At 70.3% G+C, this 25535-nt stretch carries 28 protein-coding genes; 17 read left to right on the forward strand and 11 right to left on the reverse strand.

Features of this window, described 5'->3' with window-relative positions:
- Positions 1 to 591 precede the first annotated feature (591 nt).
- From ABD106_RS10330 to ABD106_RS10340, 3 genes are all read left to right on the forward strand, one after another.
- Entirely contained in the window at positions 592 to 1665 is a 1074-nt protein-coding gene (locus tag ABD106_RS10330; RefSeq protein ID WP_343920054.1) for a DNA cytosine methyltransferase, read from the forward strand.
- A 4-nt stretch (positions 1666 to 1669) separates the two neighbouring features.
- Positions 1670 to 2074, forward strand: coding sequence for a very short patch repair endonuclease (locus tag ABD106_RS10335; protein ID WP_343920056.1), 405 nt, complete (start codon positions 1670 to 1672; stop codon positions 2072 to 2074).
- A gap of 234 nt (positions 2075 to 2308) precedes the next feature.
- The gene (locus tag ABD106_RS10340; RefSeq protein ID WP_343920058.1) at positions 2309 to 3223 is read left to right on the forward strand and encodes a restriction endonuclease; all 915 of its coding nucleotides are present in this window, start codon (positions 2309 to 2311) and stop codon (positions 3221 to 3223) included.
- Positions 3224 to 3382: 159 nt separating this feature from the next.
- Here ABD106_RS10340 and ABD106_RS10345 read toward each other — a convergent pair whose 3' ends face one another.
- Together ABD106_RS10345 and ABD106_RS10350 are read right to left on the reverse strand one after the other, a co-directional pair.
- Entirely contained in the window at positions 3383 to 5110 is a 1728-nt protein-coding gene (locus tag ABD106_RS10345; protein WP_343920060.1) for a nuclease-related domain-containing DEAD/DEAH box helicase, read from the reverse strand.
- Between the two features lie 62 nt (positions 5111 to 5172).
- Positions 5173 to 5478, reverse strand: coding sequence for a TetR-like C-terminal domain-containing protein (locus tag ABD106_RS10350; protein WP_343920062.1), 306 nt, complete (start codon positions 5476 to 5478; stop codon positions 5173 to 5175).
- 9 nt (positions 5479 to 5487) lie between these two features.
- Between ABD106_RS10350 and ABD106_RS10355 the strand changes: the two genes are divergently transcribed.
- From ABD106_RS10355 to ABD106_RS10400, 10 genes are all read left to right on the forward strand, one after another.
- Positions 5488 to 6867 (forward strand): zinc-binding dehydrogenase, encoded by a 1380-nt coding sequence (locus ABD106_RS10355; RefSeq protein WP_343920064.1) that lies wholly within the window; start codon positions 5488 to 5490, stop codon positions 6865 to 6867.
- Between the two features lie 95 nt (positions 6868 to 6962).
- Positions 6963 to 7172: a hypothetical protein gene (locus ABD106_RS10360; RefSeq protein WP_343920066.1), complete on the forward strand. Its 210-nt coding sequence runs from the start codon at positions 6963 to 6965 to the stop codon at positions 7170 to 7172.
- 163 nt (positions 7173 to 7335) lie between these two features.
- Positions 7336 to 8793: an amino acid permease gene (locus ABD106_RS10365; RefSeq protein WP_343920068.1), complete on the forward strand. Its 1458-nt coding sequence runs from the start codon at positions 7336 to 7338 to the stop codon at positions 8791 to 8793.
- Between the two features lie 72 nt (positions 8794 to 8865).
- Entirely contained in the window at positions 8866 to 10365 is a 1500-nt protein-coding gene (locus ABD106_RS10370) for a SulP family inorganic anion transporter (RefSeq protein ID WP_343920070.1), read from the forward strand.
- Between the two features lie 512 nt (positions 10366 to 10877).
- Positions 10878 to 11210, forward strand: a complete 333-nt coding sequence (locus ABD106_RS10375; protein WP_343920072.1) for a TM2 domain-containing protein — start codon at positions 10878 to 10880, stop codon at positions 11208 to 11210.
- 336 nt (positions 11211 to 11546) lie between these two features.
- Positions 11547 to 12110, forward strand: a complete 564-nt coding sequence (locus ABD106_RS10380) for an HNH endonuclease (RefSeq protein WP_343920074.1) — start codon at positions 11547 to 11549, stop codon at positions 12108 to 12110.
- Positions 12111 to 12119: 9 nt separating this feature from the next.
- Positions 12120 to 13007, forward strand: a complete 888-nt coding sequence (locus tag ABD106_RS10385) for a LysR family transcriptional regulator (protein ID WP_343920076.1) — start codon at positions 12120 to 12122, stop codon at positions 13005 to 13007.
- Positions 13008 to 13137: 130 nt separating this feature from the next.
- Positions 13138 to 14436, forward strand: a complete 1299-nt coding sequence (locus ABD106_RS10390) for an aminotransferase family protein (RefSeq protein ID WP_343920078.1) — start codon at positions 13138 to 13140, stop codon at positions 14434 to 14436.
- A gap of 196 nt (positions 14437 to 14632) precedes the next feature.
- Positions 14633 to 15757: an alanine dehydrogenase gene (gene ald / locus ABD106_RS10395; RefSeq protein ID WP_343920080.1), complete on the forward strand. Its 1125-nt coding sequence runs from the start codon at positions 14633 to 14635 to the stop codon at positions 15755 to 15757.
- Between the two features lie 132 nt (positions 15758 to 15889).
- Complete coding sequence (locus ABD106_RS10400) at positions 15890 to 16300, forward strand: TIGR03618 family F420-dependent PPOX class oxidoreductase (protein ID WP_343920082.1); 411 nt, start codon at positions 15890 to 15892, stop codon at positions 16298 to 16300.
- Positions 16301 to 16361: 61 nt separating this feature from the next.
- Here the strand turns inward: ABD106_RS10400 and ABD106_RS10405 are convergent, their stop codons facing one another.
- The gene (locus ABD106_RS10405; protein WP_343920084.1) at positions 16362 to 16625 is read right to left on the reverse strand and encodes a hypothetical protein; all 264 of its coding nucleotides are present in this window, start codon (positions 16623 to 16625) and stop codon (positions 16362 to 16364) included.
- A gap of 255 nt (positions 16626 to 16880) precedes the next feature.
- Here ABD106_RS10405 and ABD106_RS10410 point away from each other — a divergent pair, with 255 nt between their 5' ends.
- Positions 16881 to 17354, forward strand: a complete 474-nt coding sequence (locus ABD106_RS10410; protein WP_343920086.1) for a transporter substrate-binding domain-containing protein — start codon at positions 16881 to 16883, stop codon at positions 17352 to 17354.
- Complete coding sequence (locus ABD106_RS10415) at positions 17351 to 18349, forward strand: cation diffusion facilitator family transporter (protein ID WP_343920088.1); 999 nt, start codon at positions 17351 to 17353, stop codon at positions 18347 to 18349. Before ABD106_RS10410 ends, ABD106_RS10415 begins: the two co-directional genes overlap by 4 nt.
- Before the next feature lie 29 nt (positions 18350 to 18378).
- Here ABD106_RS10415 and ABD106_RS10420 read toward each other — a convergent pair whose 3' ends face one another.
- The 3 genes from ABD106_RS10420 to ABD106_RS10430 all read right to left on the reverse strand — a co-directional run bounded on the left by ABD106_RS10420 (position 18379) and on the right by ABD106_RS10430 (position 20528).
- On the reverse strand, positions 18379 to 19107 hold the full coding sequence (locus tag ABD106_RS10420; protein WP_343920090.1) for a GOLPH3/VPS74 family protein: 729 nt from the start codon (positions 19105 to 19107) through the stop codon (positions 18379 to 18381).
- 3 nt (positions 19108 to 19110) lie between these two features.
- A complete protein-coding gene (locus tag ABD106_RS10425) occupies positions 19111 to 19653 on the reverse strand; it encodes a small multidrug efflux protein (protein WP_343920092.1) in 543 nt (180 codons plus the stop codon).
- A 77-nt stretch (positions 19654 to 19730) separates the two neighbouring features.
- A complete protein-coding gene (locus ABD106_RS10430; RefSeq protein ID WP_343920094.1) occupies positions 19731 to 20528 on the reverse strand; it encodes a MerR family transcriptional regulator in 798 nt (265 codons plus the stop codon).
- A gap of 81 nt (positions 20529 to 20609) precedes the next feature.
- On the opposite strand from ABD106_RS10430, the gene ABD106_RS10435 reads away from it, so the two are divergent.
- Positions 20610 to 21290: a DNA alkylation repair protein gene (locus ABD106_RS10435; protein WP_343920096.1), complete on the forward strand. Its 681-nt coding sequence runs from the start codon at positions 20610 to 20612 to the stop codon at positions 21288 to 21290.
- 17 nt (positions 21291 to 21307) lie between these two features.
- Here the strand turns inward: ABD106_RS10435 and ABD106_RS10440 are convergent, their stop codons facing one another.
- The 4 genes from ABD106_RS10440 to ABD106_RS10455 all read right to left on the reverse strand — a co-directional run bounded on the left by ABD106_RS10440 (position 21308) and on the right by ABD106_RS10455 (position 23804).
- Positions 21308 to 21562, reverse strand: a complete 255-nt coding sequence (locus ABD106_RS10440; protein ID WP_343920098.1) for a YgaP-like transmembrane domain — start codon at positions 21560 to 21562, stop codon at positions 21308 to 21310.
- The gene (gene trxA / locus ABD106_RS10445; protein WP_343920100.1) at positions 21559 to 21933 is read right to left on the reverse strand and encodes a thioredoxin; all 375 of its coding nucleotides are present in this window, start codon (positions 21931 to 21933) and stop codon (positions 21559 to 21561) included. The genes ABD106_RS10440 and trxA overlap by 4 nt, the downstream gene beginning before the upstream one ends.
- A gap of 105 nt (positions 21934 to 22038) precedes the next feature.
- Positions 22039 to 23454: an MBL fold metallo-hydrolase gene (locus ABD106_RS10450; protein ID WP_343920102.1), complete on the reverse strand. Its 1416-nt coding sequence runs from the start codon at positions 23452 to 23454 to the stop codon at positions 22039 to 22041.
- A 164-nt stretch (positions 23455 to 23618) separates the two neighbouring features.
- Entirely contained in the window at positions 23619 to 23804 is a 186-nt protein-coding gene (locus tag ABD106_RS10455) for a hypothetical protein (RefSeq protein WP_343920104.1), read from the reverse strand.
- 95 nt (positions 23805 to 23899) lie between these two features.
- Between ABD106_RS10455 and ABD106_RS10460 the strand changes: the two genes are divergently transcribed.
- The gene (locus ABD106_RS10460; RefSeq protein ID WP_343920106.1) at positions 23900 to 24184 is read left to right on the forward strand and encodes a metal-sensitive transcriptional regulator; all 285 of its coding nucleotides are present in this window, start codon (positions 23900 to 23902) and stop codon (positions 24182 to 24184) included.
- Between the two features lie 28 nt (positions 24185 to 24212).
- Here the strand turns inward: ABD106_RS10460 and ABD106_RS10465 are convergent, their stop codons facing one another.
- Positions 24213 to 25505 (reverse strand): M18 family aminopeptidase, encoded by a 1293-nt coding sequence (locus ABD106_RS10465; protein ID WP_343920108.1) that lies wholly within the window; start codon positions 25503 to 25505, stop codon positions 24213 to 24215.
- Positions 25506 to 25535 lie beyond the last annotated feature (30 nt).

Consider the following 25535-nt stretch of genomic DNA (forward strand, 5'->3'; position numbering starts at 1 on the left):
GCGCGCTCGTGGTTGCCCTCGGGCTTCCCGCGGGACGGGCGCGTCGTTGCCGCCCGGGTTCGCGTGCCGCACCCCGATCGAAGTCCTTCGCCGTTCGCGGGCGCTATCGGGCTGACGCGCGGTTGCGACCGGACTTCGGAGTCATTCCGATGTATCGCCGTGGTCCAGTCTTGGCGCGGGCCACCGCACCGCTGGCGGCGAGGTCTGCCGCTGCGAGGAGGCGCATTGCGTCAGAATCCGTCATCGGTTGGCCGGAGCCCGCCCATCCTGCCCGGCGGGAGTACTTACGCGCACGTGCCGCCATCAGAGGGGTCGTGCGGGCTCCCGGATACGCGTGATGGCGCCTGGTGAGTCGCTCCAAGAGCTCGCCCACGGCCCGGTCTGTCTCGCGGGGGACTGCCGACCTGTGGTGTGGAGTTGGCATCCGCTTCCTCGCTCGGGCGCGACTTTGCGTCGCGACGACCGGGCGCACTTCGATGCATGCTCACGCACGCACGCACGTGCAGTGTGCAGCCGAGCTGGCCCACCGTCTCTCCCAGCCGGCCCCGCGAGCCCGCACACGATGTCGCGGGTGCGGACTAGATTGTCAGGATGCCCGACGCAATCCGAATGCTCGATCTGTTCGCGGGTGCCGGGGGTCTGTCCAGAGGCTTCCACGACGCATCAGCACGCTTCGAGTCGGTGACCGCCGTCGAATTCGACACCGCAGCGGCAGCATCCTACAGCAGTAACTTCCCCGATGCCGAAGTGCACGCGATGGACATCAAGCACTGGCTCGATGAGGGCGGCGCGACGCCCGGTATGGCCCGCGTGATCATCGGTGGTCCGCCGTGTCAGGGGTTCTCCACACTCGGCAAGCAGGAGGTCGATGACGAGCGGAACGATCTCTGGCGCCAGTATGAGCGGACCATTTTGGCCGTGCAGCCGGAACTGTTCGTAGTAGAGAATGTTGCGGCCTTCGGCAAGTCTCCACAGTTTGCGCAGTTCCGGGCGTCTGCTGACGACGGCAGTCTTCGGGACTACGACTTCGAAGCGCGCATTCTCAACTCAGCCGATTACGGCGCGCCGCAAACGCGCAAGCGCGCGATCCTCATCGGATTCCGACGGGACCTGGGTTTCCCCGGCTGGCCGGATCGCACGCACACGAGCACTCCGATCGCGGTGGGGACCGCGCTCGCACACATTCCCGAAGACGTCGAAGGTGTCGAGTTCCCCGACACGAGGACCATGGACTTTCAGGGGCGCACGTTCAAGGGCTCGTTCCGCGCGGACGAGTTGCACCTCGGCCGGCGCTACTCCGAGCTGTCGATGCGGCGTTTCACGGAGATTCCTCGCGGCGGCAATCGGTTCGACCTGCCTGAGCACCTGAAGGCCCCTTGCTGGGTTGGCCACAAGACGGGCTCGGGAGACGTGATGGGACGCATGCACCTGGATCGTCCTTCGGTGACGATCCGCACAGAGTTCTTCAAGCCCGAAAAGGGTCGATACCTTCACCCGACCGCGGATCGAGCGATCACGCATTGGGAGGCAGCGACGCTCCAGGGCTTCCCCGACGAACACCGGTTCGTGGGGTCAAAGACGCAGATTGCTCGCCAGATCGGGAATGCAGTACCGATCCCGCTTGGGCGTGCGCTCGGCGCAGAGATTGCTGGTTTTCTGGACTGACCCCATGCGGTCGTGGGCGTCGAACGAGGGCACGCGTCGCTCTATGCGTTCGAACAAGGGGCGAGACACGCGGCCCGAGCTGGAAGTTCGGAGGCGTCTTCATGCGGCTGGATTCCGGTATCGAGTCGACTATCGCCTAGAACCGGACTTGAGGACGCGCGCCGACATCGCCTTCCCTCGACGCCGCGTCGCGATCTTCATCGACGGTTGCTTCTGGCATGGATGCCCAGCCCATGCCACTCAACCCAAGTCGAACAGCGAATACTGGGGGCCGAAACTCGCGCGAAACGTACAGCGCGACCAAGCTGCGACCCGAGGCTTGCAAGAACGAGGATGGCGCGTACTCCGATATTGGGAGCACGAGGATCCGGCGCAGGTTGTCACCTCAATTCGACTCACAGTCGAGTGAAGTCCTCGGGGCCGTGGCGACTCGGAACGCACTGGTGTCATACCTGCTCGGACACGGGCCAAGGGGCTCCACCACGCCGATCGCAAGGACGCGCTGTCGTCTCTTGGACGGATACCGGATCGGCTACTCGCCCGAGCGGTCGAGCTACGCTCAAACTCGAACCGTGGCCACGATCGGCCGCACCGCACCGTGCGGCCGCATACGCTGAGCGTCCGTTACGACAGAAGGGGCACAATGCCGGTTGCACTTCCCACCGATCGCGACCTCGAATGGCATCTAATCCTCGCGCTCCGTGCTCTTGGTGGTTCAGCAACACTCGACGAGCTGGACTCGGAGCTCCGAACGCAGGGTCACTACTCCGAAGAGCAGCAGGCTGTCCTCCATGGAGATGGGCCGCGCACGGAGTTGAACTACCGGCTCGCGTGGAGGCGCACGCGGCTCAAGGGGCTTAACCTTCTGGAAAACTCGGAGCGCGGAGTCTGGCGTCTTACTCGAGGTGGTCGCGACATCACACGCGCCGAGCTTTATGAGCTCCGCGCTCCCAGTATTGGCCCGAATGCTCGAAGAGACGTCGTCCGCCCCGCTGTATCGGTTGGACTCGAAACCAGTGGAAGCGCGAGCGTGGGAGTCGAATCGAACGCCGGTGAGCTGGCACTAGCGGACGAGGACCGCTGGCAGGAATCGCTTCTCGACGCCGTCATGCAGCTGTCGCCCTCAGGGTTCGAACGACTAGCACAGAGGATTCTCCGGGAAGCGGGCTTCGTCAGCACTCGAGTGCTAGGTCGTCCCGCAGACGGAGGTATCGACGGTGTAGGCGTCTACCGCGTCTCGCTGTTGTCCTTCAAGGTGTACTTCCAGTGCAAGCGGTATGCGGGATCTGTCGGCTCTCCCGCCGTGCGGGACTTCCGGGGGGCGATGGCTGGCCGCGGTGACAAGGGCCTGCTGATTACGACGGGAGAGTTCACTTCCGCTGCTCGCGAGGAGGCTTCGCGGGCGGGAGCGGCCGAGATCGATTTGATTGATGGCATGAAGCTGTGCCAGCTGCTGAAAGACCTCAGGATTGGAGTCTCGGTCTCAGAAAGGCTGGTCGAAGACGTGACCGTGGACCCGCGCTACTTCCGGGCGGAATTCGATTGGGTCGCTGTGTGATTCAGTGAAAGCCATGCCGGGCTGACTGTCGACCTTCGCTTAGGCGGGGGCCGGTGACCCGGCTTGCGAACATTCTCGCCGCCTCGGCGAGACGCTCAGGTCGCTCCGCGTGGAGCGGCGCGGTAGGCGGGTTGTCGGCGCGGCCGAAGGGCAGTCGCGTCAGGGCTCGGAACGGGGCGTTGGGACGAGTTCGGCCAGCTCCCCCAATGAGGTCAGCACCACCAGTCGATCGGTCGCGCGCGTCATGCCGACGTAGAGCAGGTCCTGCCACAGCGGGCCGGTGCCGTCGACGTCGGTGACGATGACCACCGGGGCCTCCAGGCCTTTGAACGCGTGGATCGTGCCCCACCGCACACCGGAGCCGGTCATGCCGCCGGGCGCCAGCGCATCCACCACCAGGCCTCTCGCCCGAGCGGCGGCGGAATCGCGGCGCGGGGAGAGGATCACGATCTCTTCGGGCTCCCAGCCGTCCTCCCAAAGCTCGGCGAGCGCCCGCTGCAGCTGCTCGTCCTGCTGCTCGCGCGAGCGGTAGAGGTGCACCGCGGCGCTGCGCTCCTCGTCGTCGTCGCGGTCGGATGCGTCGTACAGATCACCCGCGAGCACCGTCTCGATGAACTCGACCAGCTGCGGCGACTGGCGGACGTTGTTCGTGACCGTCATGCGGGCGGCGCCGGGGAGGCGGGCGGCGATGGTCTCGCGGCGCGCGCCGCCTTCGGGGGCGCGCTCCTCGCCCAGCGTGACGCGGTAGATGTCCTGGTGGGTGAAGTCGCCGGCGAGCACCACGCGCGATCCGGCGAGGCCGCCGACGAGCAGGCTGTCGAGCACGTCGAGCGTCGAGTCGCGGGCGAGGTCCTGCGCCTCGTCGGCCACCAGGCAGGTGAAGGGCGGCTCGAAGCCGGGTGCGCGCGTCACGGCGAGCGTCGCGTCGGGGAGCGTGCCGTTCCACCACGCGTCGTCTGCATCCGCCGGGGGAGTGAGCTTCGAGACCGCGAGCATCAGCTCGTGCACGCACGCGACCTCGATGTCGTCGCGCGTGCGCAGCCGCCGCTGCAAGTCGGCCTCGAGCAGCCGGTTGAAGCACGTGAGCAGCACGCGCTCGTCGCGGTTCGCCTGCTGCTGCGCCGCGCGCACGGCGATGTTCGTCTTGCCCGTGCCGGCCGGACCGGTGACGATGAGGCGGTCGTTGCCGGCGAAGTAGCGCAGCGCCTCCTCCTGCCGCTCGGTCGCCTCACGCAGGTTGCGCGCGCGGGCGGCGCGGCGGTCGGCGGCCTCGAGCCTCCAGCTGACCGCCGGCACGAGCGCCGCGCGCGCGTCGGCGATGTCCTGCTCGTCGGGCCGGTCGCTCGCGAACGGCGGCAGGCGCCGCTCGAGCTCGCGTGCGCCGTGGCGCAGCACGCGCACGATGCTCGTCACGAGCCGGCTCGGGTCGAGGTCAGCGCGGGTGAGCGTGGCGTTCGCGGGCACGTCGAGGCGCTGGTCGAGCCGCTTCGTGAACTCTCCGCCGACGCGCGGGAACCACGCCGCCTGCCAGATCGGATACCCAGGCACGTACGCGCGGCGCTCGATCCACATGCGGATGCTGCGGCTGTTGTCCCACGCCTGGTCATAGGGGGAGCGGAGCGTCGGCGCACCGCTGCCCAGTCGCCAGCCGCGGTCATCGACGTCGATGCGGTCGTGCGACTTCACCTCGACCACGAGCATCCCCTCGCCGGGGACCATGATGACGAAGTCGGCCTCGCCCTCGAGCTGCGTCTCGTGGTGACGGATGGGCAGGCCGTGCCAGACGAGCCAGCCGTCGGTGCCCGGGTGGTCGCGCAGCGCTTCGAAGACCAGCACCTCGCCGGGCGGTGTCTTCGGGCGGATCACCGCGGGGACCATCGTGGCCATGTCGTCAACGTAGCCGAGGTGCGGGCGCGCTCGGCGCTACAGGCCGCGCCTGTTCGAGCCCGTCAGGGCGCGCGCACTTCGGGGTTGCGGAGCCACTCCGGAGTCATCGCGACCACGATGCGCGTGAGCTCGGCCTCGTCGAGGTCGAACGCCCCAGCGAGCCAATCGGATGCGGCCGCGGTGAAGCCCGCAGCCGTGTAGACCGCCGCGACCTGGAGCTCCACAGGATTGGGATGCGAGGGCGCCGCATCCATGGAGCGCACGAGCAGCTCCGCGAGACGGCGTGTGAATCGCTCACGCACCTTCGCCCGCTCGGGTGAGGCGAGCACGGCTGCGAAGAACTCGCGATGCTCGGCGAGATGACGCATGACTCTCGCGTGACCCGTGAGCAGGATCTGGGCGGGATCATCGCCGCGCTGACGCGCCTCGAGGTCGCTCTGCGAGATCGCATCCAGGCGGTCATCCAGCAGAGCGAAGTAGACGTCGTCCGCGTCGCGGAAGTGGGCATAGAACGTGCTGCGGCTGATCGCGGCGGCGTAGATGATCTCGCTCACGGTGAAGCCGCTCGGCGACGCATCAGCAAGCGCGCGCGCCGTCTCGAGGATCGCGGTCCGGCTGCGGAGCGCCCGTGGGTCGCTCCGGTCGAAGCTGCGCTCCATCGGTCGTCTCTCCCTCCGCGAGTGCGTGCCCATCCAAGCAGAAGCAAGCTATCGTACAAGTGTCTGATAGTTGAAGACGCAGCCATCGCAGGCTCGGTCCGGCAGTGCTCGGATCGCGCGCCGCCGTGGCCATCACCGAGCAAAGGAGCCCCCATGAAGGCATGGATCCTCGACGCAGTGCACACGCCTCTCCGCCTGGCTGATGCGGAGGTTCCCCAGCCCGGACCCGGGCAGGTCGCCATCAAGGTGCGCGCGACCGGGCTCTGCCACAGCGATGTCGGCTACATGGAAGGCGTCATTCCCTTCTCGACCGACCTTCCGCTGATCCTGGGTCATGAGGCTGCGGGCACGATCTCAGCACTCGGCGAGGGCGTCTCGGGTTGGCAGATCGGCGACCCCGTCGTGGGTGCCATTCACTCGACCGACGCGCCCGGTGTCACGCACGACGGCGCGTACGCGGAATACATCCTCGTCACGGCGTCGCTGCTCGTGAAGCTGCCGGAGGGCATCGACTGGGGTCAGGCCGCCGCTGCGACGGACGCTGGCGTCACCTCCTACACCGGCGTCGTCGTGCACGGCCAGGTGAAGGCCGGCGACCGCGTCGGCATCATCGGTCTCGGTGGACTGGGCATGACGGGTGCGCGCATCGCGGTGCTCAAGGGAGCGACCGTCTACGGCGTCGAGCCGAAGGAGTCGTCCTGGGATGCCGCTCGCGAGCAGGGCGTCACTGAGGTCTTCAAGGATGTCTCCGAGCTCGAGGGCATGGACCTCGACGTCATCGTCGACTTCGCCGGCTTCGGGACGACGACGACGGGTGCGCTGAAGGCGGTCAAGAGCGGCGGCCGTGTCTCGCAGGTCGGACTGGGCAAGACCGAGTTCACGTTCAACTCCTACGAGCTGATCGCCAAGGCGATCACGCTCCAGGGGTCGACCCCACAGGGCAAGCCCGAGCACCTGCAGGAAGTCATCGACATGGTCGCGTCGGGTGACTTGGTGATCCGCGCCGAGGAGCTTGGCTTCGACGAGATCCCGGACGGGCTCGCTCGCCTGGCGCGCGGCGAAGTCGTCGGGCGCCTCTACGCGACGCTGCCGGAGTGAACCAGTAACCGATCTGCGCGACGGGGTCAGCTGCGTTCAGCAGCAAGCCCCGTCGCGCCGCGTCGGGTCGACGGGTCGCCGGTAGCCTCGTGCCTATGGACGAGACGGATGAGACCCACGGCACGATCACCCCGGTAGAGCTGTCGCGCGAGCTGGGACTGGATCGCAAGGGCAAGCAGGTCCGCGGCTTCCTCCGCAACCCGCAGGACGGCGAGGGGCCGTTCGAGGACCACGAGATCGGGACCGAGTGGCACCTGACGGTGGCGCAGGCCGACCGGATCCGGAAGCACTTCAAGAAGGGCTGAGTGGTCTCGACTCGGTCAGCGCGCTGCGCGCGCGGACCGGCTCGACCAGCAGGTAGGACCAACAGGTTGGGCGCATGCTTGCGCTGGCTTGTCTGATAACTACCATTGGCGGGTGCCGCGGATCGTTCGCCTCGGTGCGACCTCTCCAGGAAGGCGCCGACTCGTGGCATCCAACCCGCACTCCGTCGAGCTCGAGTCCGACGCATCCGGCACCCCGCCGGCCCCGCACGGCAAGAAGCTCAAGTCGCGCCACGTCACCATGATCGCGCTCGGCGGCATCATCGGCGCGAGCCTCTTCGTCGGCTCGGCCAACGTCATCCTGGCGGCCGGCCCCGCGGCGACGCTCTCGTACCTCGCAGGCGGCATGATCGTCTTCCTCGCCATGCGGATGCTCGGCGAGATGGCCGCCGCACGCCCGGCCGTCGGTTCGTTCATGGAGTACGCGCGCGTCGGCCTCGGCGACTGGGCGGCCTACATCGTCGGCTGGCTCTACTGGTACTTCTGGGTGGGTGTCATCGCCTACGAGGCGGTCGTCGGCGGCGGCATGATCGCCGAGTGGTTCCCAGCCGTGCCGGCCTGGCTCGGCTCGCTGGTGCTGCTCGCCATCTTCGTGACCACCAACCTCATCTCGCTGCGCGCATTCGGCGAGACGGAGTTCTGGCTCGCGAGCGTCAAGGTCGTCGCGATCGTCGTCTTCCTCGGCGCCGGCGTGCTCTTCGCGCTCGGCCTGTGGCCGGGTGCCTCGATCTCCATCCCGAACCTCTGGGAGCACGGCGGCTTCATGCCGAACGGCTTCGGCGTGGTCGTCTCGTCGATCGCGCTCGTGCTCTTCGCCTACTTCGGCGCGGAGATCGCCGTCATGGCGGCGGCCGAGTCGGAGGACCCGGCGAAGGGCGTGCGGCAGGCCGCGAACACCGTCATCTGGCGCGTGATGCTCTTCTACGTCGGCGCGGTGCTCGTCATCGTCACGGTCGTGCCGTGGAACCAGCTGCCGTCGCCCGACGAGATCCCGCCGTTCGCGTACGTCTTCAGCCTGCTCGGCATCCCGGGTGCCGAGACGATCATGACGCTCGTCATCTTCACCGCCGTCATCTCGGTGCTGAACTCGGGCACCTACTCGGCGTCGCGGATGTTCGCCGCGCTGTCGGAGCAGAAGCTCGCTCCGGCGATCATGTCGAAGCGCTCGAAGCGAGGGGTTCCCGTCTTCGCCGTGCTCGCATCCACCGCCGGCGGCCTGATCGCGACGCTCGTGAACTTCATCGCGCCGAGCTCGGGCATCTACGACTTCATCATGAACTCGACGGGTCTCGTCGCGCTGTTCGTCTTCGTCTTCATCGCGGTCACGCAGTGGCGCCTGCGCCTCAAGATGACCCCGGAGGAGCGCGACGCGCTCACGCTGAAGGTGTGGCTGTTCCCGGTGCTGAACGTCGTGCTCATCGCTGCGGCGATCGGCATCGTCTTCATCATGCTCGGCAGCGAGTCGGGCCGCGCGCAGGTGCTGACGAGCCTGATAGCAGCGGGTGCGTTGGCGCTCTTCTGGCCGATCGTGCGGCGCAACCTGCGGAAGGCGCGGGCCGCGGGCGAGATCGAGCCTGAGCCGGAGGTTGCGCCGGTCGGCTGAGAGAATCGGGGGAGGGGCGGATGCCTCTCCCCCTTCCGGTCTCACCGCGCTCAGCGCTTTCCAGGAGTCCCATTGGCCACCGCCACGCCGCCGCGCGAGCGCTACCGCGACAACCCATCCGTCCTGACGGTGCTGAAGAGCCCGCGCCTCTTCACCCGCGAGGCGCTCGCCGGCCTCGTCGTGGCGCTCGCGCTCATCCCCGAGGCGATCTCGTTCTCGATCATCGCTGGCGTCGACCCGCGCGTCGGCCTCTTCTCGAGCTTCGTCATGGCGGTGACGATCGCCTTCGTCGGCGGTCGGCCCGCCATGATCTCGGCGGCGACCGGCGCCGTCGCGCTCGTCATCGCGCCGATGATGCGCGACCACGGCTTCGACTACTTCATCGCCACGGTGCTGCTCGCCGGCGTCATGCAGATCGTGCTCGCGCTCATCGGCGTCGCGCGGCTCATGCGGTTCATCCCGCGCAGCGTCATGGTGGGCTTCGTCAACGCGCTCGCGATCCTCGTGCTCATCGCGCAGCTGCCGCACCTGTTCGGGGTGCCGTGGCTGGTCTACCCGCTCGTCGCGGTCGGCGTCGCGGTGATCGTGCTGCTGCCGCGGCTGCAGCAGGTGGTGCCGGCGCCGCTCATCGCGGTCGTGCTGCTCACCGCCGCGGTGCTCGTGTTCGGCTGGTCGGTGCCGAACGTCGGAGACCAGGGCGAGCTGCCGCGCAGCCTGCCGGAGCTCTTCGTGCCGCAGGTGCCGCTCACGCTCGAGACGCTGAGCATCATCGGCCCCACGGCCTTCGCGATGGCGCTCGTCGGGCTCATGGAGTCGCTGCTCACCGCCAAGCTCGTCGACGACATCACCGACACCCGCTCGAACAAGACGCGGGAGTCGTGGGGCCAGGGCGTCGCGAACCTGCTCTCCGGCTTCTTCGGCGGCATGGGCGGCTGCGCGGTGATCGGCCAGACGATGATCAACGTCAAGGTCTCGGGCGCCCGCTCGCGCGTCTCGACGTTCCTGGCGGGCGTCTTCGTGCTGCTCCTCGTGGTCGTGCTCGGCGACGTCGTGGCGCTCATCCCGATGGCGGCGCTCGTCGCCGTGATGATCATGGTCGTCATCAGCACCTTCGACTGGCACAGCATCCGCCCGTCGACCCTCAATCGGATGCCGCTGTCGGAGACGCTCGTCATGGTCGCGACCGTCGTCGTGGTCGTCATCACCCACAACCTCGCGATCGGCGTCATCGTCGGCGTGCTCGTGGCGATGGTGCTCTTCGCCCGGCGAGTGGCGCACTTCCAGTCGGTGCGGCGCGAGGTGACGGATGCGTCGGCCCGCTACACCGTGGAGGGCGAGCTGTTCTGGGCGTCGTCGAACGACCTGACGACGCAGTTCTCCTACGTCGACGACCCCGACCACGTCGTGATCGACCTGTCGCGCTCGCACATCTGGGACGCATCCACGGTCGCCGCCCTCGACGCGATCGAGACGAAGTACGGCCGGCTCGGGAAGACCGTCGAGCTCGTCGGGCTCAACGCCGCATCGACCTCGATGCGCGACCGGATGACGGGGCAGCTGGGCGGGGAGTAGGCCACGGGGCCGTGGCGGATGAAGCGCCACTCGACTCCCGGCGCGGATCGCCGCCGTGCTGTTTCTCTGGCTGAGTGGCCACTTTCGTAGCCAGAATGCGTACTTTCGTGTCACGGTGCGGCCACCAGCGGAGCACTGAACCCGTCTCTGTAGCGATCGTCGATGAGGGCATCGACATCGCGGGGGACCCGGCTTGGCTGCGTCGACGCGGGCAAGGTAGGAGTGCCGCCGAATGACGTCCCCGAACAAACTCGATGCCGAGAGCACTTCATTGCTGGGCAGGAGGACTCGTTGCAGCATCCCGTATTGAGACGCGCTTAGGTGAGCGCAAGGATCGGCTTTGCCACCATCGTGAGGCGTATCGCCACCCTTATGCTCGCTCCATGACAGGGTCTCCCCCTTCGCAGGCAGCTGGTTGGTATGTCGAGCAAGGGTCCGGTTTGACGCGGTGGTGGGACGGTTCGTCGTGGGGGCCCTACGCGCCGGACAGCTCCGCACGAGTGGTTGCAACCATGGCACCGCCGAGCAAATCCCAGGGTGCCGCGTACGTGCTTCTGCTGTTCTTGGGTGCGTTCGGAGCGCACCGCTTCTATCTGCGTCGACCGATCAGTGCTGTCGTCATGCTCGCCTTCTGGGCCGCTGGCATGTACGGCTTTGGTCTCGGCTTCTCGAGCGCTCTCGACCCGGTGGCGAGCCCACAGGCCCAAGGCAACGGTTGGTCCCTCCTATGGCTTCTCTGGTTCGTCTGGGCAGTCGCGGACCTCTTCTTCATTCCGAGCATGGTGCGCAGTTGCACAGCGGCAGATCAGCGTCGGGCGCGAGACCTGCTGCCATCCGACGGTTGAAGGCGTCCGGTGCGCGCATCCACCGTCGCCTCCTGAAGGAGTAGTGAGGAGCGTCGGCATCGGCATCGGCATCGGCGGTGGAGGGCGCGACCGATGCCTACTTCGTCAGGACTGAGCCGCGCATCGGCACCCAGGGTTGCGGCGCGCGCCTCCAGGAACCGGTGTGGCGGCGGCGCTGAGCCAGATCGGCAGCCTGCCGGCGGCTCGGTCCGGGACGGATAGCTGGGCGACGGGACGGCGAGTGGGCAGAGGCACGCGCACTCGCCGTCCCGGTGCAGAATCGAGCGGAGGGCCCGCGGCTGCGGCGCACTGCGTGGCTGCGACGGAGGATGCCGCATGGATGTCTGGGTGCTGGTCTATGGGCCGATGTTCGCCGCGGTCGCGCCCTACGTGCCGTGGGTGGCGGCGGTCATCGTCGCGCTGGCAGTGATCCGTTGCCCCTTGTTCACCCGGCATCCGGTCCTCCCCCGGCGTGATCCCTGGCGCACCTTCAAGTACGCGCCACGGGCGGCGGTGATGGAGCGAGCGGCCGGCCGCTGCGAGGCAGCCGCCTTCTACGTCGCGGGACGATGCTCGGCGCGGGCGACCGAGGTGGACCACATCTTCCCGTGGTCGCGCGGCGGACCCACGGTCGAGAGCAACGGGCAGGCGCTATGCCGGCCGCACAATCGATCGAAGGGCAGGAAGGTCCCCGCCTGGTGGTACCTGCTGCTGCTCGAGCGGCGGCGGCGCACCTACTTCCCTGCGGGCGTCGACGTGCGCGTGCTCGCGAGGATGAGCGTCGAGGACCGGGCCGCGCGAAGCCAGCCGAGACTGCCTGAGCCGCGCAGGCGCGCTCCCTTCTCGCCGGTCGCGCCACGCACCACCGCCGACGGAGGCGCCCCCGTCGCCGGCTCGTAGGCTACGACCGTGCTCGACCTCAATCGCCTCGTGATGCTGCGCGCGGTCGCGATGCACGGGAGCATCACAGCGGCGGCGCGCGAGCTCGCCTACAGCCACTCCGCCGTCTCGCAGCAGCTCTCGGTGCTCGAGCGCGAGACCGGCACGGCGCTGCTCGAGAAGGTGGGCCGCACGGCACGCCTGACGCCCGCCGGGCTCGAGCTCGTCCGCAACACCGAGGCGGTGCTCGCCGCGATGGAGCACGCCGAGACCGAGCTCGCCGCCTCGCACCACCAGCCGCGCGGCATCCTCACCGTCGCCGTCTACTCGTCCATCGCGCGGCTCGTGATGCCGTCGGCGCTCCGCTCGCTCATGCGCGATCAGCCCGGGCTCGACGTGCGGCTGCGTCGGCTCGACCCGCAGGAGGGCGTGCTGCAGCTCGTCGCCCGGCGCGTGGACGCGGTGATCGTCGACACGTTCGCGGGCACGCAGCTCGCGCCCGCCGACGTCGTCGATGCGGCCGAGATCGGCCGCGACCCGGTGCGCGGCTACCTGCCCGAGCGGTACGCCGCCGACTCCATCGAGGAGCTGCGCGACGTGCCGTGGGTGATGGAGCCGCCCGACGCGCCCTCGACGCTCTGGGCGCTCCGCGTGTGCCGGGAGGTGGGAATCGAGCCGCGGGTCGTGCACGAATCGTCCGACATGCTCTTCCACCTGCGGATGGTCGAGGCCGGGCTCGCCGCCGCGTTCCTGCCTGACCTCGTGGTGCGGGAGGCGGGCAGCAGCCTGCGCCCGAGCGCGCTGCTGCCGGCGGAGACGGACCGTCGCGTGCTGCTGCTGACGCGCTCGGGTGCAGCGGAGCATCCGGCCTTCCGGGCGGTGCGCGAAGCGGTCAGGGACGCGCTCGCGAACATGTAAGCGCCGCCGACGAGAACCGGTAAGGAAGCGTCGCTGTACCTGACGCATCCGCGCTCGTATGGTTGCCGAGAGGCGCGCTCCGATGCGCCCGCACGCGATCGCCGCGGCACCGACTCGACGAGGAGAAGCGATGACGCTCACCGACCCAGCCATCAGCACGACGACGGGCGCCGTGCTCGACGGTCCGGCGCTCTGGTCGGCGCAGGCGCACATGCCCTCCGTGCTCGGCCGCCAGCTCGTGATCGAGCGCGGCGAGGGCTCCTACCTCACGACCGCCGATGGGCAGCGCCTCTTCGACGGCACGGCGGGCCTCTGGCACGCGAACATCGGCCACTCGCACCCCGAGCTCGCGCGTGCCGCGCACGAGCAGATGCTCCGCCTCGAGACCTATCACGTGTTCGGGCGCTACGCCAATGACCAGGCGCTCGAGCTCGGCGAGCGGCTCGCCGCCCTCGCGCCCATGGAGCGCGCGAAGGTCATCCTCAACTCCGGCGGCTCCGACGCGATCGACGTCGCCTGCAAGCTCGCCCGCCGCCACTGGCAGCGAGAGGGCCGAGGCAGCAAGCAGATCATCCTCAGCCGCGAGCACGCCTATCACGGCCTGCACGCCTACGGCACGAGCATCGCGGGCCTCGACTTCAACCGCGAGGGCTACGGCACTGAGTCGCTCGTGCCCGAGACCGCACGCGTCTCGGCCGACGACATCGCGCAGGTCGAGCAGACGATCGCCCGGCTCGGCGCTGACAGCATCGCCGCGATCGTGGCCGAGCCGATCCAGGGCACCGGCGGCGTCAACCCGCCCGCCGACGGCTACCTCGAGGGCCTGCAGCGGCTGGCTCGCGAGCACGACATCCTGCTCATCCTCGACGAGGTCATCACGGGCTTCGGCCGCACGGGCGAGATGTTCGCGGCACAGCGCTACGGCATCGAGCCCGACATGGTCACCTTCGCGAAGGGCGTCACCTCGGGCTACGCGCCGCTCGGCGGCGTGCTCGTCGCACACCGCCTGTGGGAGCCCTTCTACGTCGACTCGCCCGACACCCCCGTCTTCCGCCACGGCGCCACCTACGCGGGCCACGCCACCGCCGCCGCCGTGGCGCTCGCGAACCTCGACGTGCTCGAGCGCGACGGCCTCGTGCCGCGCGTGCGCGAGCTCGAGCAGGTGCTGCGCGCCCAGCTCGACGGGCTGCAGCAGCGGCAGGAGGCCGTCGTCGACGTACGCGTCGCCGGCTTCCTCGGCGGCGTCAGCCTCGACGAGCGGCTCGTCAACGAGCGGGTCGCCGACCGGGCGGTCGAGCTCGGCTTCATCACGCGCCCGCTGCGCGGCAACACGCTGCAGCTGAGCCCGCCCTTCATCGTGAGCGACCAGGAGGTCGTCAACTACGTCGCCGCCATCGAGCAGGCCATCGCCGAGGAGTCGCAGCGCTGACGATCGCGGCCGACAGGGCCGCGCTCGTCGAGCGCGCGAACGATGCGGAGGTCGGCCTCGCCGGCTCCGCCTTGCACCAGCACTGATCCGCGGTGGCCAGGAGCCCGAACGCGCGGCACACTCGAGTCAGGCACACAAGCCACACACACCGCAGCGCCGCGGAACCCGCCGCGCTGCTCAGCAGAAGGAGCGGCGGATGCGCATCGCAGTCGTCAAGGAGATCAAGCCGGGCGAGGCCCGGGTCGGGCTCGCGCCCGCCGGCGCCGAGGACCTCGTGCGCGCGGGGCACACGGTGCTCGTCGAGCACGGGGCGGGGGCGCTCGCGGGCTTCCCCGACGAGCAGTACCTCTCGGCGGGCGCCGAGCTCGTCTCGCGCGAGGATGCGTGGGGGCGGGCCGAGCTGCTGGTGAAGGTGAAGGAGCCGATCGCTGAGGAATACGGATTCCTGCGGAACGACCTCACGCTCTTCACCTACCTGCACCTCGCCGCCGACCGGTCGCTCACCGAAGCGCTGCTCGCCGCCGGCACGCTCGGCGTCGCCTACGAGACGGTCGCCGACGGCACCGGGCTGCCGCTCCTCGCGCCGATGAGCGAGATCGCCGGCAGCCTCGCCGCGCACGCCGCGGCCGCGCACCTCATGCGCCCGGGGGGCGGTCCCGGCCTGCTGATCGGCGGCGCTCCCGGCGTCGCGCCGGCCCGCGTGCTCGTCATCGGCGGCGGCGCCGTTGGCACGCAGGCGGCGCAGCTCTCGCTCGGCATGCAGGCCGAGGTGACCGTGCTCGAGATGTCGCCGCAGCGCATCCGCCAGCTCGACGCGCTGCTCGGCGGGCGAGCGCGCGTGCTGATGTCGGATGTCGCGACGGTCGAGGCCGAGCTCGCGCACGCCGACGTCGTCATCGGCGCAGTGCTCGTGCCCGGCCGCGCGGCGCCCAAGGTCGTCTCCCGCGCGCAGCTCGCGCTGCTGAAGCCCACCGCGCTGCTCATCGACGTCGCGATCGACCAGGGCGGCGCCTTCGAGACCTCCCGCCCGACGACCTACGCGTCGCCGACGTTCGAGGTCGACGGCATCCGCCACTACTGCGTCGCGAACATGCCCGGCGCCGTGCCGCAGACGGCGACGAAGGCGCTCACGAACGCGACGCTCCCGTACATCCGGCGCATCGCGCAGCTCGGCGGGGAGGCTGCGATCGCCGCCGACCCGGCGCTCGCGCTCGGCGTCAACACCCGTGCGGGCCGCATCGTCCATCAGGGCGTGGCGGATGCGTTCCCCGACCTGCCCGCGGGCGCCGACGCGGACGAGCGCTCGCTCGCGCTCCGCTGACGGCGACGGGTGCCGAGCGCGGCGGCGCGCTCGGCACCCGGTGGGCGCGGCGGTGCCGCACTCGGCGCGCATCGGTACGCTGGCGCGCGACGGCGGCCCGCCCTGGCGTGTCCAGCGAGAGGACGGCATCCGATGCAGGCATGGACCGACATCGCCCACCACTTCTCGACGAAGGCGGTCGCGCACCTCGCGACGCTCGAGCCGGACGGCGCGCCCCAGGTCGTGCCGCTGTGGATCGATCGGCACGGCGAGGACGAGCTCGTCTTCTTCACGATCGCCGGCTCGCGCAAGGACCGCAACGTCGGCCGCGACCCGCGCGTCGCGCTCTCGATCACGGCGCCTGACGACGCCTACATGATGGCGACGGTGCGCGGCGAGGTCGTCGCGCGCATCGACGGCGACGACGGCATGGCGATCGTCGACCGGCTCTCGATCAAGTACACGGGCGAGCCGTACGCCGATCGCGAGGGCTTCGTCGCGTTCGTCATCCGCCCGGAGCGGTGGTCGGCGCGCGACTACGGCGCGGAGTCGACCGGGAGCTGACGGCCACCCCACCGGATCCCCAGGGCCGACGCCTTGAGCGGCGCCGGGGCGCTCGCGGTGGTCAGGCGCTTCCGACGGCCGCGCCGGGAGCAGCCAGCGAGCTGACCGCGTCCGATGGGACGTGGCAGCTCACCGCGCACCGCGCGCATCCGTTCGCCTTGCCGTAGAACAGCCGCGCGATGCGCAACGCGCTCGCGCAGCCGTCGTGCGAGCCGAGCTCGCGCTGATCGGCCTCGGCGGGCAGGCAGCTCCAGACGCTGCCGCTGAGGTGGACCTCGTGGTCGCCGTTCGCCTGGGCGTTCCTGTCGACGATGTAGTGGGGCATCGCAGGCTCCTCGCTGGAGATGGGGACTCCGTCGCTCGGAGTCCACCCGATGCGAGCCGCCAGGTCCACCGAACATGAGCATTGCTTGCGAAACGCTCAGCCTCTAGCCGCGTCATCAGGAAACGCTGTGTGCAAACCCGGGCGCGCCTGGCTCGGATGACGTCTCAGGAGTGGTGCGCGCGCGTCGAGCCGGCCCCAGGAGGCCTGGAGCGGACGCGAGTCTCCGGGGGACGGTTCTTCGCTATGGTCGGCCTCATGCGCAGGCCTCTCCGACTGCTCGCGGCCATGGCTGCAACCGCGGTCGTGCTGACCGGTTGCGGCTCGATCCCCGCCGATCCCGACGGCACGCTCGAGCGCGTGCAGGGCGGCGTGCTGCGCGTCGGCGTGACGGAGAACGCGCCGTGGGTCGACCTCAGCGGCAGCGGTGAGCCGTCGGGGACCGAGCCGACGCTCGTGCTGGAGTTCGCGCAGCAGCAGGGCGCGACGGTCGCGTGGACGGCCGGCAGCGAGGCGACGCTCGCGGAGGCGCTCGAGGCCGGGGAGCTCGACCTCGTGATCGGGGGCTTCCTCGAGGACACGCCCTGGACGGAGTTCGGCGCCGCCACCCGCCCGTACGTCACCGCCGGCACCGGCGAGTGGGACGAGCAGCACGTCATGCTCGCGCCGCTGGGCGAGAACGCGTTCCTCGTCGCCCTCGAGTCGTTCCTCGACGAGGAGGCGGTCTCGTGAAGCCTCGGTTCGGCCGCGTCGAGCTACCCGAGCGCCAGGCCGAGGCGCTGCGCAGAGCCATCAGGTTCGAGTGGTTCACGATCGCGTTCCTCGCCGTCGCGATCACCATGGTCTACCTCGTGATGGGCAGCTCGCAGGCGATGAAGGCGGCCTGGATCGAGGATCTGCTCTCGCTCGCGCCGCCCTTCGCGTTCCTGCTCGCGGTGCGCCTCGTCAACAAGAAGCCCACGCCGAAGTACCCGTACGGCTACCACCGCTCGGTCGGTGTCGCGCACCTCGTCGCGGGCGTCGCACTCTTCACGATGGGCGCGTTCCTCATCTACGACTCGGCGTCCGGACTCATCACCGCAGAGCATCCGCCGATCGGTTCCGTCGTGCTCTTCGGGCAGACGATCTGGCTCGGCTGGCTCATGATGGGCGCGATGGCGCTGACGATCCCGCTGCCCATCTACTTCGGGCGGGTGAAGATGCAGCTCGCGAAGGAGCTGCACGACAAGGTGCTCTTCGCCGACGCCGACATGAACAAGGCCGACTGGATGACCGCGGCGGGCTCGATCGTGGGCGTCGGCGGGATCGGTCTTGGACTGTGGTGGGCCGACTCGGCCGCCGCGCTCTTCATCGCCGCGAGCATCGTCATGGACGGCTTCAAGAACATGAAGGCGGCCATCACCGACCTCATGGACACGCGGGCGACCACGTTCGACGGCGACGAGCCGCATCCGGTGACGGCGAAGATCGACGAGTACCTGCGGAGCCTGCCGTGGACGCTCGAGGTCGGCTCGCGCGTGCGCGACCAGGGGCACGTCTTCCACGTGGAGTCGTTCATCGTGCCGCGGCACGGGATGGAGCCGAGCATCGCCCAGCTGGTGGAGGCGCGGGATGCGTGCATCGAGCAGGACTGGAAGGTGCAGGACATCGTGCTCGTGCCGATCGATGTGCTGCCCGAGGAGGTGGGCGGGCCGGACAGCAGTCGCCAATCGGAGCGCAACCGCTGACCGGCCCGGGGCGTCAGGATGTCACGGCGTCACGGCTGCGAGGGCGCCGACAGCGCCGAGGCCACGGTCGCCGAGAAGATCGCGAGCACCGTGCGCTGCACGGCCTCTCCCGCGGCGCCCGCGCCCCAGTCGCCCTGCTCGAGCTCGCGGGCTCGAGCGATGACGGCGCTGCTCCACGGGATGTCCGGGTCGAACTGCGGGAGCGTGCCGCTCGCCCAGAGGAGCGCGACGAGCGCTGCGGTCCGCGGCGAGGGCGCTGCACCGTCGACGAGGACCGCACGTGCCGCGGTCATGAGACGTGCGCGCCGATCGGAGTCGGCGCCCTCGAGCACGGTCGACTCGAACAGCCCGAGGTAGCGGTGCTGCGTGGCGACGATGTCGCCGCGGTCGACGACGCGCGCGAGCACAGGTGCGCGGAGCGTCGGCCCGATCGCGGCGAGCGCCGTCTGCACGGCACGGGGGCGCTGCCCGACGTAGTTCCACGCGGCGCGCAGGAGCGCATCCGTCGGCGGTCGATCGTCGACGACCTCGACCCCGCTGCCGCTGCGCGTGGCTCGCACGTGCTCGCCGAGCGCGAGCTCGGCGAGCACGGCGCCCGCGAGCACGGCGTAGAGGGTGCCCTCGCCCGCGATCGCGCCCCTGCCGGGGCGCACGCCGACATCCGGCTGGAAGAGCAGCAGCAGGAGGTCCTCGGCGATCGTCGGCTCGGCGAGCATCGGGTCGATGTCGCGCTGTCGCGCTGCTGGAGGCTGGAGCATGGCTCAGCCCACCAGCGCGGTGACCGCGAGCCAGGCCAGCACCGTCATGATCGTGGTCCAGACCGCGATCGCGACCGCCTGCCACACGAGCACCCAGGCCCGCGGCGTGCCGGCCGCGACGAGCGTCGCGGCGGTGATGTGGGTCGGGATGGCGAGCGGGGCGAGCAGGCTCGCTCCCGGCACGCCGAAGCGCACGAGCCAGCGCTTCACGCGCTGCTTGCCCTTGGACTCCGGCTTCGGCTCGGGATCGGCCTCGAGGGTCGCGACCGAACCGTTCGCCGCTGCGGCGTGGTGCCGGCTGACGACGACCTCGCGCGTGCGCGAGCTGAGCGTCACCACGGCGAGCACCGCGAGGAAGTTGCCGGTCGCCGCGGCGATGCCGGCGACGATCGGGTGGAGGCCGCCGATCACGCCGATGGGGCCGCCGGCGTCGCCCTCGATGAACGGGACCATGCCGGCGAGGATGACGACGAAGGGCTGGACGAGCTCGGGCACCTGGGCCACGAGCGATTGGAAGGCGAGGATGAGCTCCTCGATGGCGTGCACAGTGATGCTCCTTGGGTCGGATCGCGTCGATCCGTATCGACGCTGAGCCCAGTAGGCACTGTGTTCTCACCACACGGTCAAGGCTCTGCGCGCTCGCCCTCAGCGAACTGGTCGCGCCCCTCGTCGAGCGCAGGCTCACCCGCTGCTGCCTCGCTGCCGCGGCGCTCGTGGGCGATGCGTGTGGCGCGCGAGAGCACGTCGATCTGCGCCGCGTTGTAGAGCTCGACGACGGCCTCGACGAAGGTCTGCTGCGTGACGGTGTCGTCGCGCGCCGCGTGCATGGTCGGATCCGTCAGCCACGGGTAGTCGTCGAGGTGCTGCACGAGGCTCGGCGCGAGCTCGGTCGCCAGTCGCTCGCGCGTCGCCTCGTCGGCGTCGGCGGGCAGCGCGTCGAACTCGTCGTCGGAGCGGCTCGGCTCGGCCTCCACCATGCGCCGCAAGTCGTCGAGCGCCTCCTGGTCGTAGAGCCGCGTGTAGATGTGCAGGATCGAGCGGTCGGCCTCCGAGAGCCGCGAGGCGACCGATTCGAAGCCGCGCGGGCTGTCGGCGGGCGCGCCCTCGCGCAGGATCGCGGCGATGTCGGCGCGTGCTCGCTGCAGCTCGGCGATGCGCTCGGTGAGCTGGGCGTCGACCGCCTGCAGCGCGGCCGGTGTCTCGTCACCGCCCTGCGCGACCAAGGCGATGTCGCCGAGCGGCACGCCGAGCGTGGCGAGCCGTCGGATGCGCAGCAGCCGCACGAGATGCGCGATGCCGTAGTGCTTGTAGCCGTTGGCGGTGCGGTCCGGCTGCGCGAGCAGGCCGAGCCGGTGGTAGTGCCGCACGGTGTTCACGGTCGTGCCCGCGAGGTCGGCGAGCTCGCGTGTGCTCCAGGCCATCGGCAGCTCCTCGGTGTTGGCCCGACGATACCGACCGTGCCCGCGATGCCGCACGTCGCATCCGTCTGCCACCATCGATGCATGACCGAGACGGTGCCTGACCTGCTGGCCGAGCTGGCTGCGCTCGACGACCCGCGCATGCGCGAGGTCAACGAGCGGCACGGCGACGACCACGGCGTCAACCTGTCGAAGCTGCGCGCGATCGCGAAGCGCCTGAAGACGCAGCACGAGCTCGCGCTCGAGCTGTGGGCGACCGACGACACGGCCGCGCGGCTGCTCGCCCTGCTCGTCTGCCGCCCCAAGTCGTTCTCGCGCGACGAGCTCGACAGCATGCTGCGCGAGGCCCGTGCGCCCAAGGTGCACGACTGGCTCGTCAACTACGTCGTGAAGAAGCATCCGTCGGCGGAGGAGCTGCGCGTGGCGTGGCTCGGCGACGCGGATGCGGTGGTCGCGAGCGCGGGATGGGCGCTGACGAGCGACCGGGTCGTGAAGCGCCCAGAGGGGCTCGACCTGGTGGCGCTGCTCGACACGATCGAGGCCGAGATGCGGGATGCCCCGGACCGGTTGCAGTGGGAGATGAACACGACGCTCGCGCAGATCGGCATCGCGCATCCGCAGCATCGGGGCCGCGCGCTCGCGATCGGCGAGCGGCTCGAGGTGCTGAAGGACTACCCGACGCCCCCGAACTGCACGTCGCCGTTCGCGCCCGCGTGGATCAACGAGATCGTGCGGCGGCAGGAGGCCGCGCCGGTGGTCGGCTGAGCCTGCCTCGGATCGGTTCAGCGCCCGAGCGGCCCCTCAGCGGTCTCACGGTCGGCGACGGCGGCGGCGCGCTGCGCGAGCAGGCCGCCGGGGCACCAGCCGCGGATCGCGCCCACGATGAGCAGCGCCGCGCCGAGGGCTGCCGCGATCGCGAGCACCGGCTGGGAGCTGCTGTCGAGCGCGAACGCGGCGAGCAGCACGCCGACCGCCGCTTGGGTCACGCGCTCGGCGGTCCCCGGCGCGCAGCGGATCGCCGGTCGACGTCGGCTCACGACGCCGAGCCTGCTTCGTGCGCGGCGAGCTGCCGGCGCACGTCGTCCATGTCGAGCCCGCGGACGCCCGCGATGAGCTGCTCGAGCTGCTCGGGCGTGAGCGCGCCGGGCTGCGAGAAGACGCGGATGCCATCTCGGAACGCCATGAGCGTCGGGATCGAGGTGATGCGGAAGTCAGCCGCGAGCTGCTGCTGGTCCTCGGTGTCGACCTTGCCGAAGACGATGTCGGGGTGCTGCTCGGCCGCACGCTCGAAGGTGGGGGCGAACATGCGGCACGGGCCGCACCATGCCGCCCAGAAGTCGAGCAGCACGATGCCGTGGTCGGCGATGGTCGGCTCGAGCGTGTCGATGGTGATCTCACGAGTGGGCATGTCGGATCCTCTGCGGTCGTCGGGTGGGATGGGTCAGGGCTCGATGTCGAGGCCGGTCGCGACCGCGGCGTCCCGCGCAGCGCGTCGCCGCCACCGCGAGCGTGGTCACGCGGTGGTCGCTGGCTCGCGATCGGTCGCGCGCGCCCAGCCGGCGTAGGAGCCGTCGAGCTCGATGACGTCGACGCCCGCCCGGCGCAGCGCGCTCGCGACGACGCTGTTGCGCACGCCGCTCTGGCAGTAGGTCACCACCGTGCCGGAGCTCGGCAGCTCGTCGAGGTGCCACAGCGCGCGGCCGCCGCTGAGGTGGCGAGAGCCGGGGATGTGGCCGGCTGCGTGCTCGGCGCGACTGCGCACGTCGACGAGCTCCAGGTCCGTGAGGCCGTCGAGCTCCTCCGGCTGCATCAGTCGTGGCTGCACGAGCGGCAGCCCGTCGAGCGAGCGCGTGTAGCCGTCGACGGCATCGATGCCGACCCGCACGAGGTGGTCGCGCATCCGCCCAGCCTCGTCCTCGTCGTCGGCGAGCAGCACGAGCGGTCGCGACTCGACCTCGGGGTCGACCACCCACGCGCCGTAGGTCGCGGCCTTGTCGACCCCCGGGACGTTGAGCGCGCCAGCGACGGTGCCCTCGTGCACGGCGTGCTGATCGCGGGTGTCGACGAGGATCGCCGCGTCGGTCTCGAGCAGCTCGCGCACCGACTCCGTCGAGCGCTCCGGGAGCGGTGCGAGCTCGCCGAGCAGTGCCGGCCCGCTGCGGTTCTGCGACTTCATGCGCGCGAAGTAGGCGTGCGCATCGGGCTGGCCGTCGAGCAGCGCGTCGACGAAGGCCTGCTCGTCGGCGGCGGCGAGGTATGGCGCCCACCACGCGAAGGCTCGCTCGTAGCCGACAGTCGTCGTCGCGATGGCGCCGAGGGCCTTGCCGCACGCGGAGCCGGCACCGTGGGCGGGCAGCACCTGCACGTAGTCGGGCAGCGTGAGGAAGCTGTCGCGCAGGCTCGCGAAGAGCTGCTTCGCGCCCGCGAAGCGGGTGTCGACGCCGCCGGCCGCCTCGTCGAGCAGGTCGGGGCGACCGAGGTCGCCGACGAATACGAAGTCGCCGGTGAGCATGAAGCCGGGATCGATCGCCTGCGCGCCGTCGGTGACGAGGAACGAGAGGTGCTCCGGGGTGTGGCCGGGCGTGTGGACGACCTGCAGCCGCACGTTGCCGACGACGATCGAATCGCCGTGACGCAGCCGCTCCGCGCCGGCGAAGCCCGCGCCATAGGTCCAGTCGGGCCCGCCCTCGTCGGAGACGTGCATGCGCGCGCCCGTCCGGTCGGCGAGCTCGCGCGTCCCGGAGAGGTAGTCGGCGTGGATGTGGGTCTCGGTCACGTGCACGATGCACAGGCCGTGCTTCTCGGCGAAGTCGAGATAGACGGCGACGTCGCGACGAGGGTCGACCACGATGGCCTCACCGGTCGCCTGGCAGCCGATGACGTAGCTCGCCTGCGCGAGGTCCTCGTCGTAGATGCGTTCCAGCAGCATGGTCTTCGTTCCTCTCAGCTCGGGATCAGCAGCGGCAGCGGTCGGCGGTGGGGACGCCCTCGAGGGCCTCCTCGACGTGCTGGCCGCAGCCGGCCCAGGTCGGCTTGCCGCAGTGGTCGCAGGTGATGCGTGCGCACATGGTGGGTCCTCTTCTCGGTCGTGGGTCAGCGCCCGAACAGGCGGGCGAGGAATCCGGGGCGGGCGCTGCGTGCCTGCTCGATCTCGTGCTCGGAGTGCTTGCCGTTGCACCACTGCGATGCGGGCACGGTGCGCCGCACCTCCTGCACGTGCTGGCCGCAGCCGGCCCACGTGGTCTTGCCGCATACGCGGCAGGTCGTCGCTCTGCACATGTTGCCCTCCAGGCAGTTCGTGATCGTGGATACCCCAGGGGGTATCGAAACTATACCCCGAGGGGTATCGTGGATGTCAACCCAGGAGGACCGCCATGACCAGCACCGCAGACATGTCCATCGCCCACGACCCCGAGGCGAAGCGCAAGATCGTCAATCGACTGCGCCGCGCGCACGGGCAGCTCGCCGCGGTCATCGCCGCGGTCGAGGACGAGGCGCACTGCCGCGACATCGTGCAGCAGCTTTCGGCGGTCTCGAAGGCCGTCGACCGTGCTGGCTTCCTCGTCGTCGCGGGCGCGCTCAAGGAGTGCTTGACCGACGAGCCGGATGGCGGCGAGCGCGTCGACGAGCTCGAGAAGCTCTTCCTGTCGCTCGCTTGAGCCGGACCGGCTCGACGGCTGAGGGGGCTCAGTCGCGGAAGAATGCCTCCGCGACCCGTGCGAGGTCGGCCAGGTCGCTCACGCCGGCGAGCTCGCGCGCCGAGTGCATCGAGAGGATGGGGATGCCGACGTCGACCGTGCGGATGCCCAGCCGGGTCGCCGTGATCGGGCCGATCGTCGAGCCGCACGGCACCGTGTTGTTCGAGACGAACGACTGGCTCGTCACCCCGGCCGACTCGCACCAGCGGCTCCACGCGGCGGCACCGGCGCCGTCGGTCGCGTAGCGCTGGTTGGCGTTGATCTTCAGGATGGGGCCTGACCCGAGCACCGGCCGCACCTGCGGGTCGTGCTTCTCGGCGTAGTTCGGGTGCACCGAGTGCCCGACGTCGCTCGAGACGCACCACGACGACGCGAGGGCGCGCATCCGCTCGCCTCGGTCGGCGCCGAGCGCGAGGCCGATGCGCTCGAGCACGTCCTCGAGGAACGGGCCGGCGGCACCCGAGCGGGTGGCGGAGCCGATCTCCTCGTGGTCGAAGACGGCGAGCACGGGGATGTGGTCGCCGTCGAAGCCCTCGGCGGCTGCGGTGAGCGCGACGGCGCCGGCGTGCACGCTCGCGAGGTCGTCGAGGCGGCCGGCGGCGAAGAACGCGTCGTCCTTGCCGAAGACCGCGCCGCGCGCAGCGTCGGCGGTGACGAGGTCGAAGCCGCGGATGCGCGCCGGGTCGACGGGTGCACCGTCGACCGTGGCGGATGCCGCGACCTCGGCGAGCAGGTCGGCCGACTCCGGAACGCCCAGGCCCCACACCGGTTGCGTGTGGGCCTGCTTGTCGAGCTTGAGCCCGTCGTTCGCCTCGCGGTCGAGGTGGATCGCGAGCTGCGGCAGCCGCAGCAGCGGGCCCGAGTCGGCCAGCACGGCGCGCCCGTCGTGGAGCACGAGCCGGCCCGCGAGCCGCAGCTCGCGGTCGAGCCACGAGTTGAGGAGCGGCCCGCCGTAGACCTCGACGCCCGCCTGCAGCCAGCCGAGCCGACCGGTGGTCGGCTGCGGCTTGAGCTTGAAGCCGGGGGAGTCGCTGTGCGCGCCGAAGACCCGCACGGGCGTCGTGGTGCTCGCCGAGGCGGGCACGACCCACGCGATCACGGCGCCGTCGCGCACCACCATGTACTTGCCCGCGGTGCCGGGCCACGCATCCGTCTCGTCGAGCGACTCGAAACCGGCGCCCTCCAGGCGACGGGCGACCTCGGCGGCGGCGTGGTAGCTCGAGGGGGATGCGTCGACGAAGTCGGCGAGATCTTCGGCATGGGCGACGGGTGAAACGGGCACCGAACCTCCAGTGGCGACGGGCCTCCGAGC

Source organism: Agrococcus citreus, from assembly GCF_039527715.1.
Classification (GTDB): Bacteria; Actinomycetota; Actinomycetes; order Actinomycetales; family Microbacteriaceae; genus Agrococcus; species Agrococcus citreus.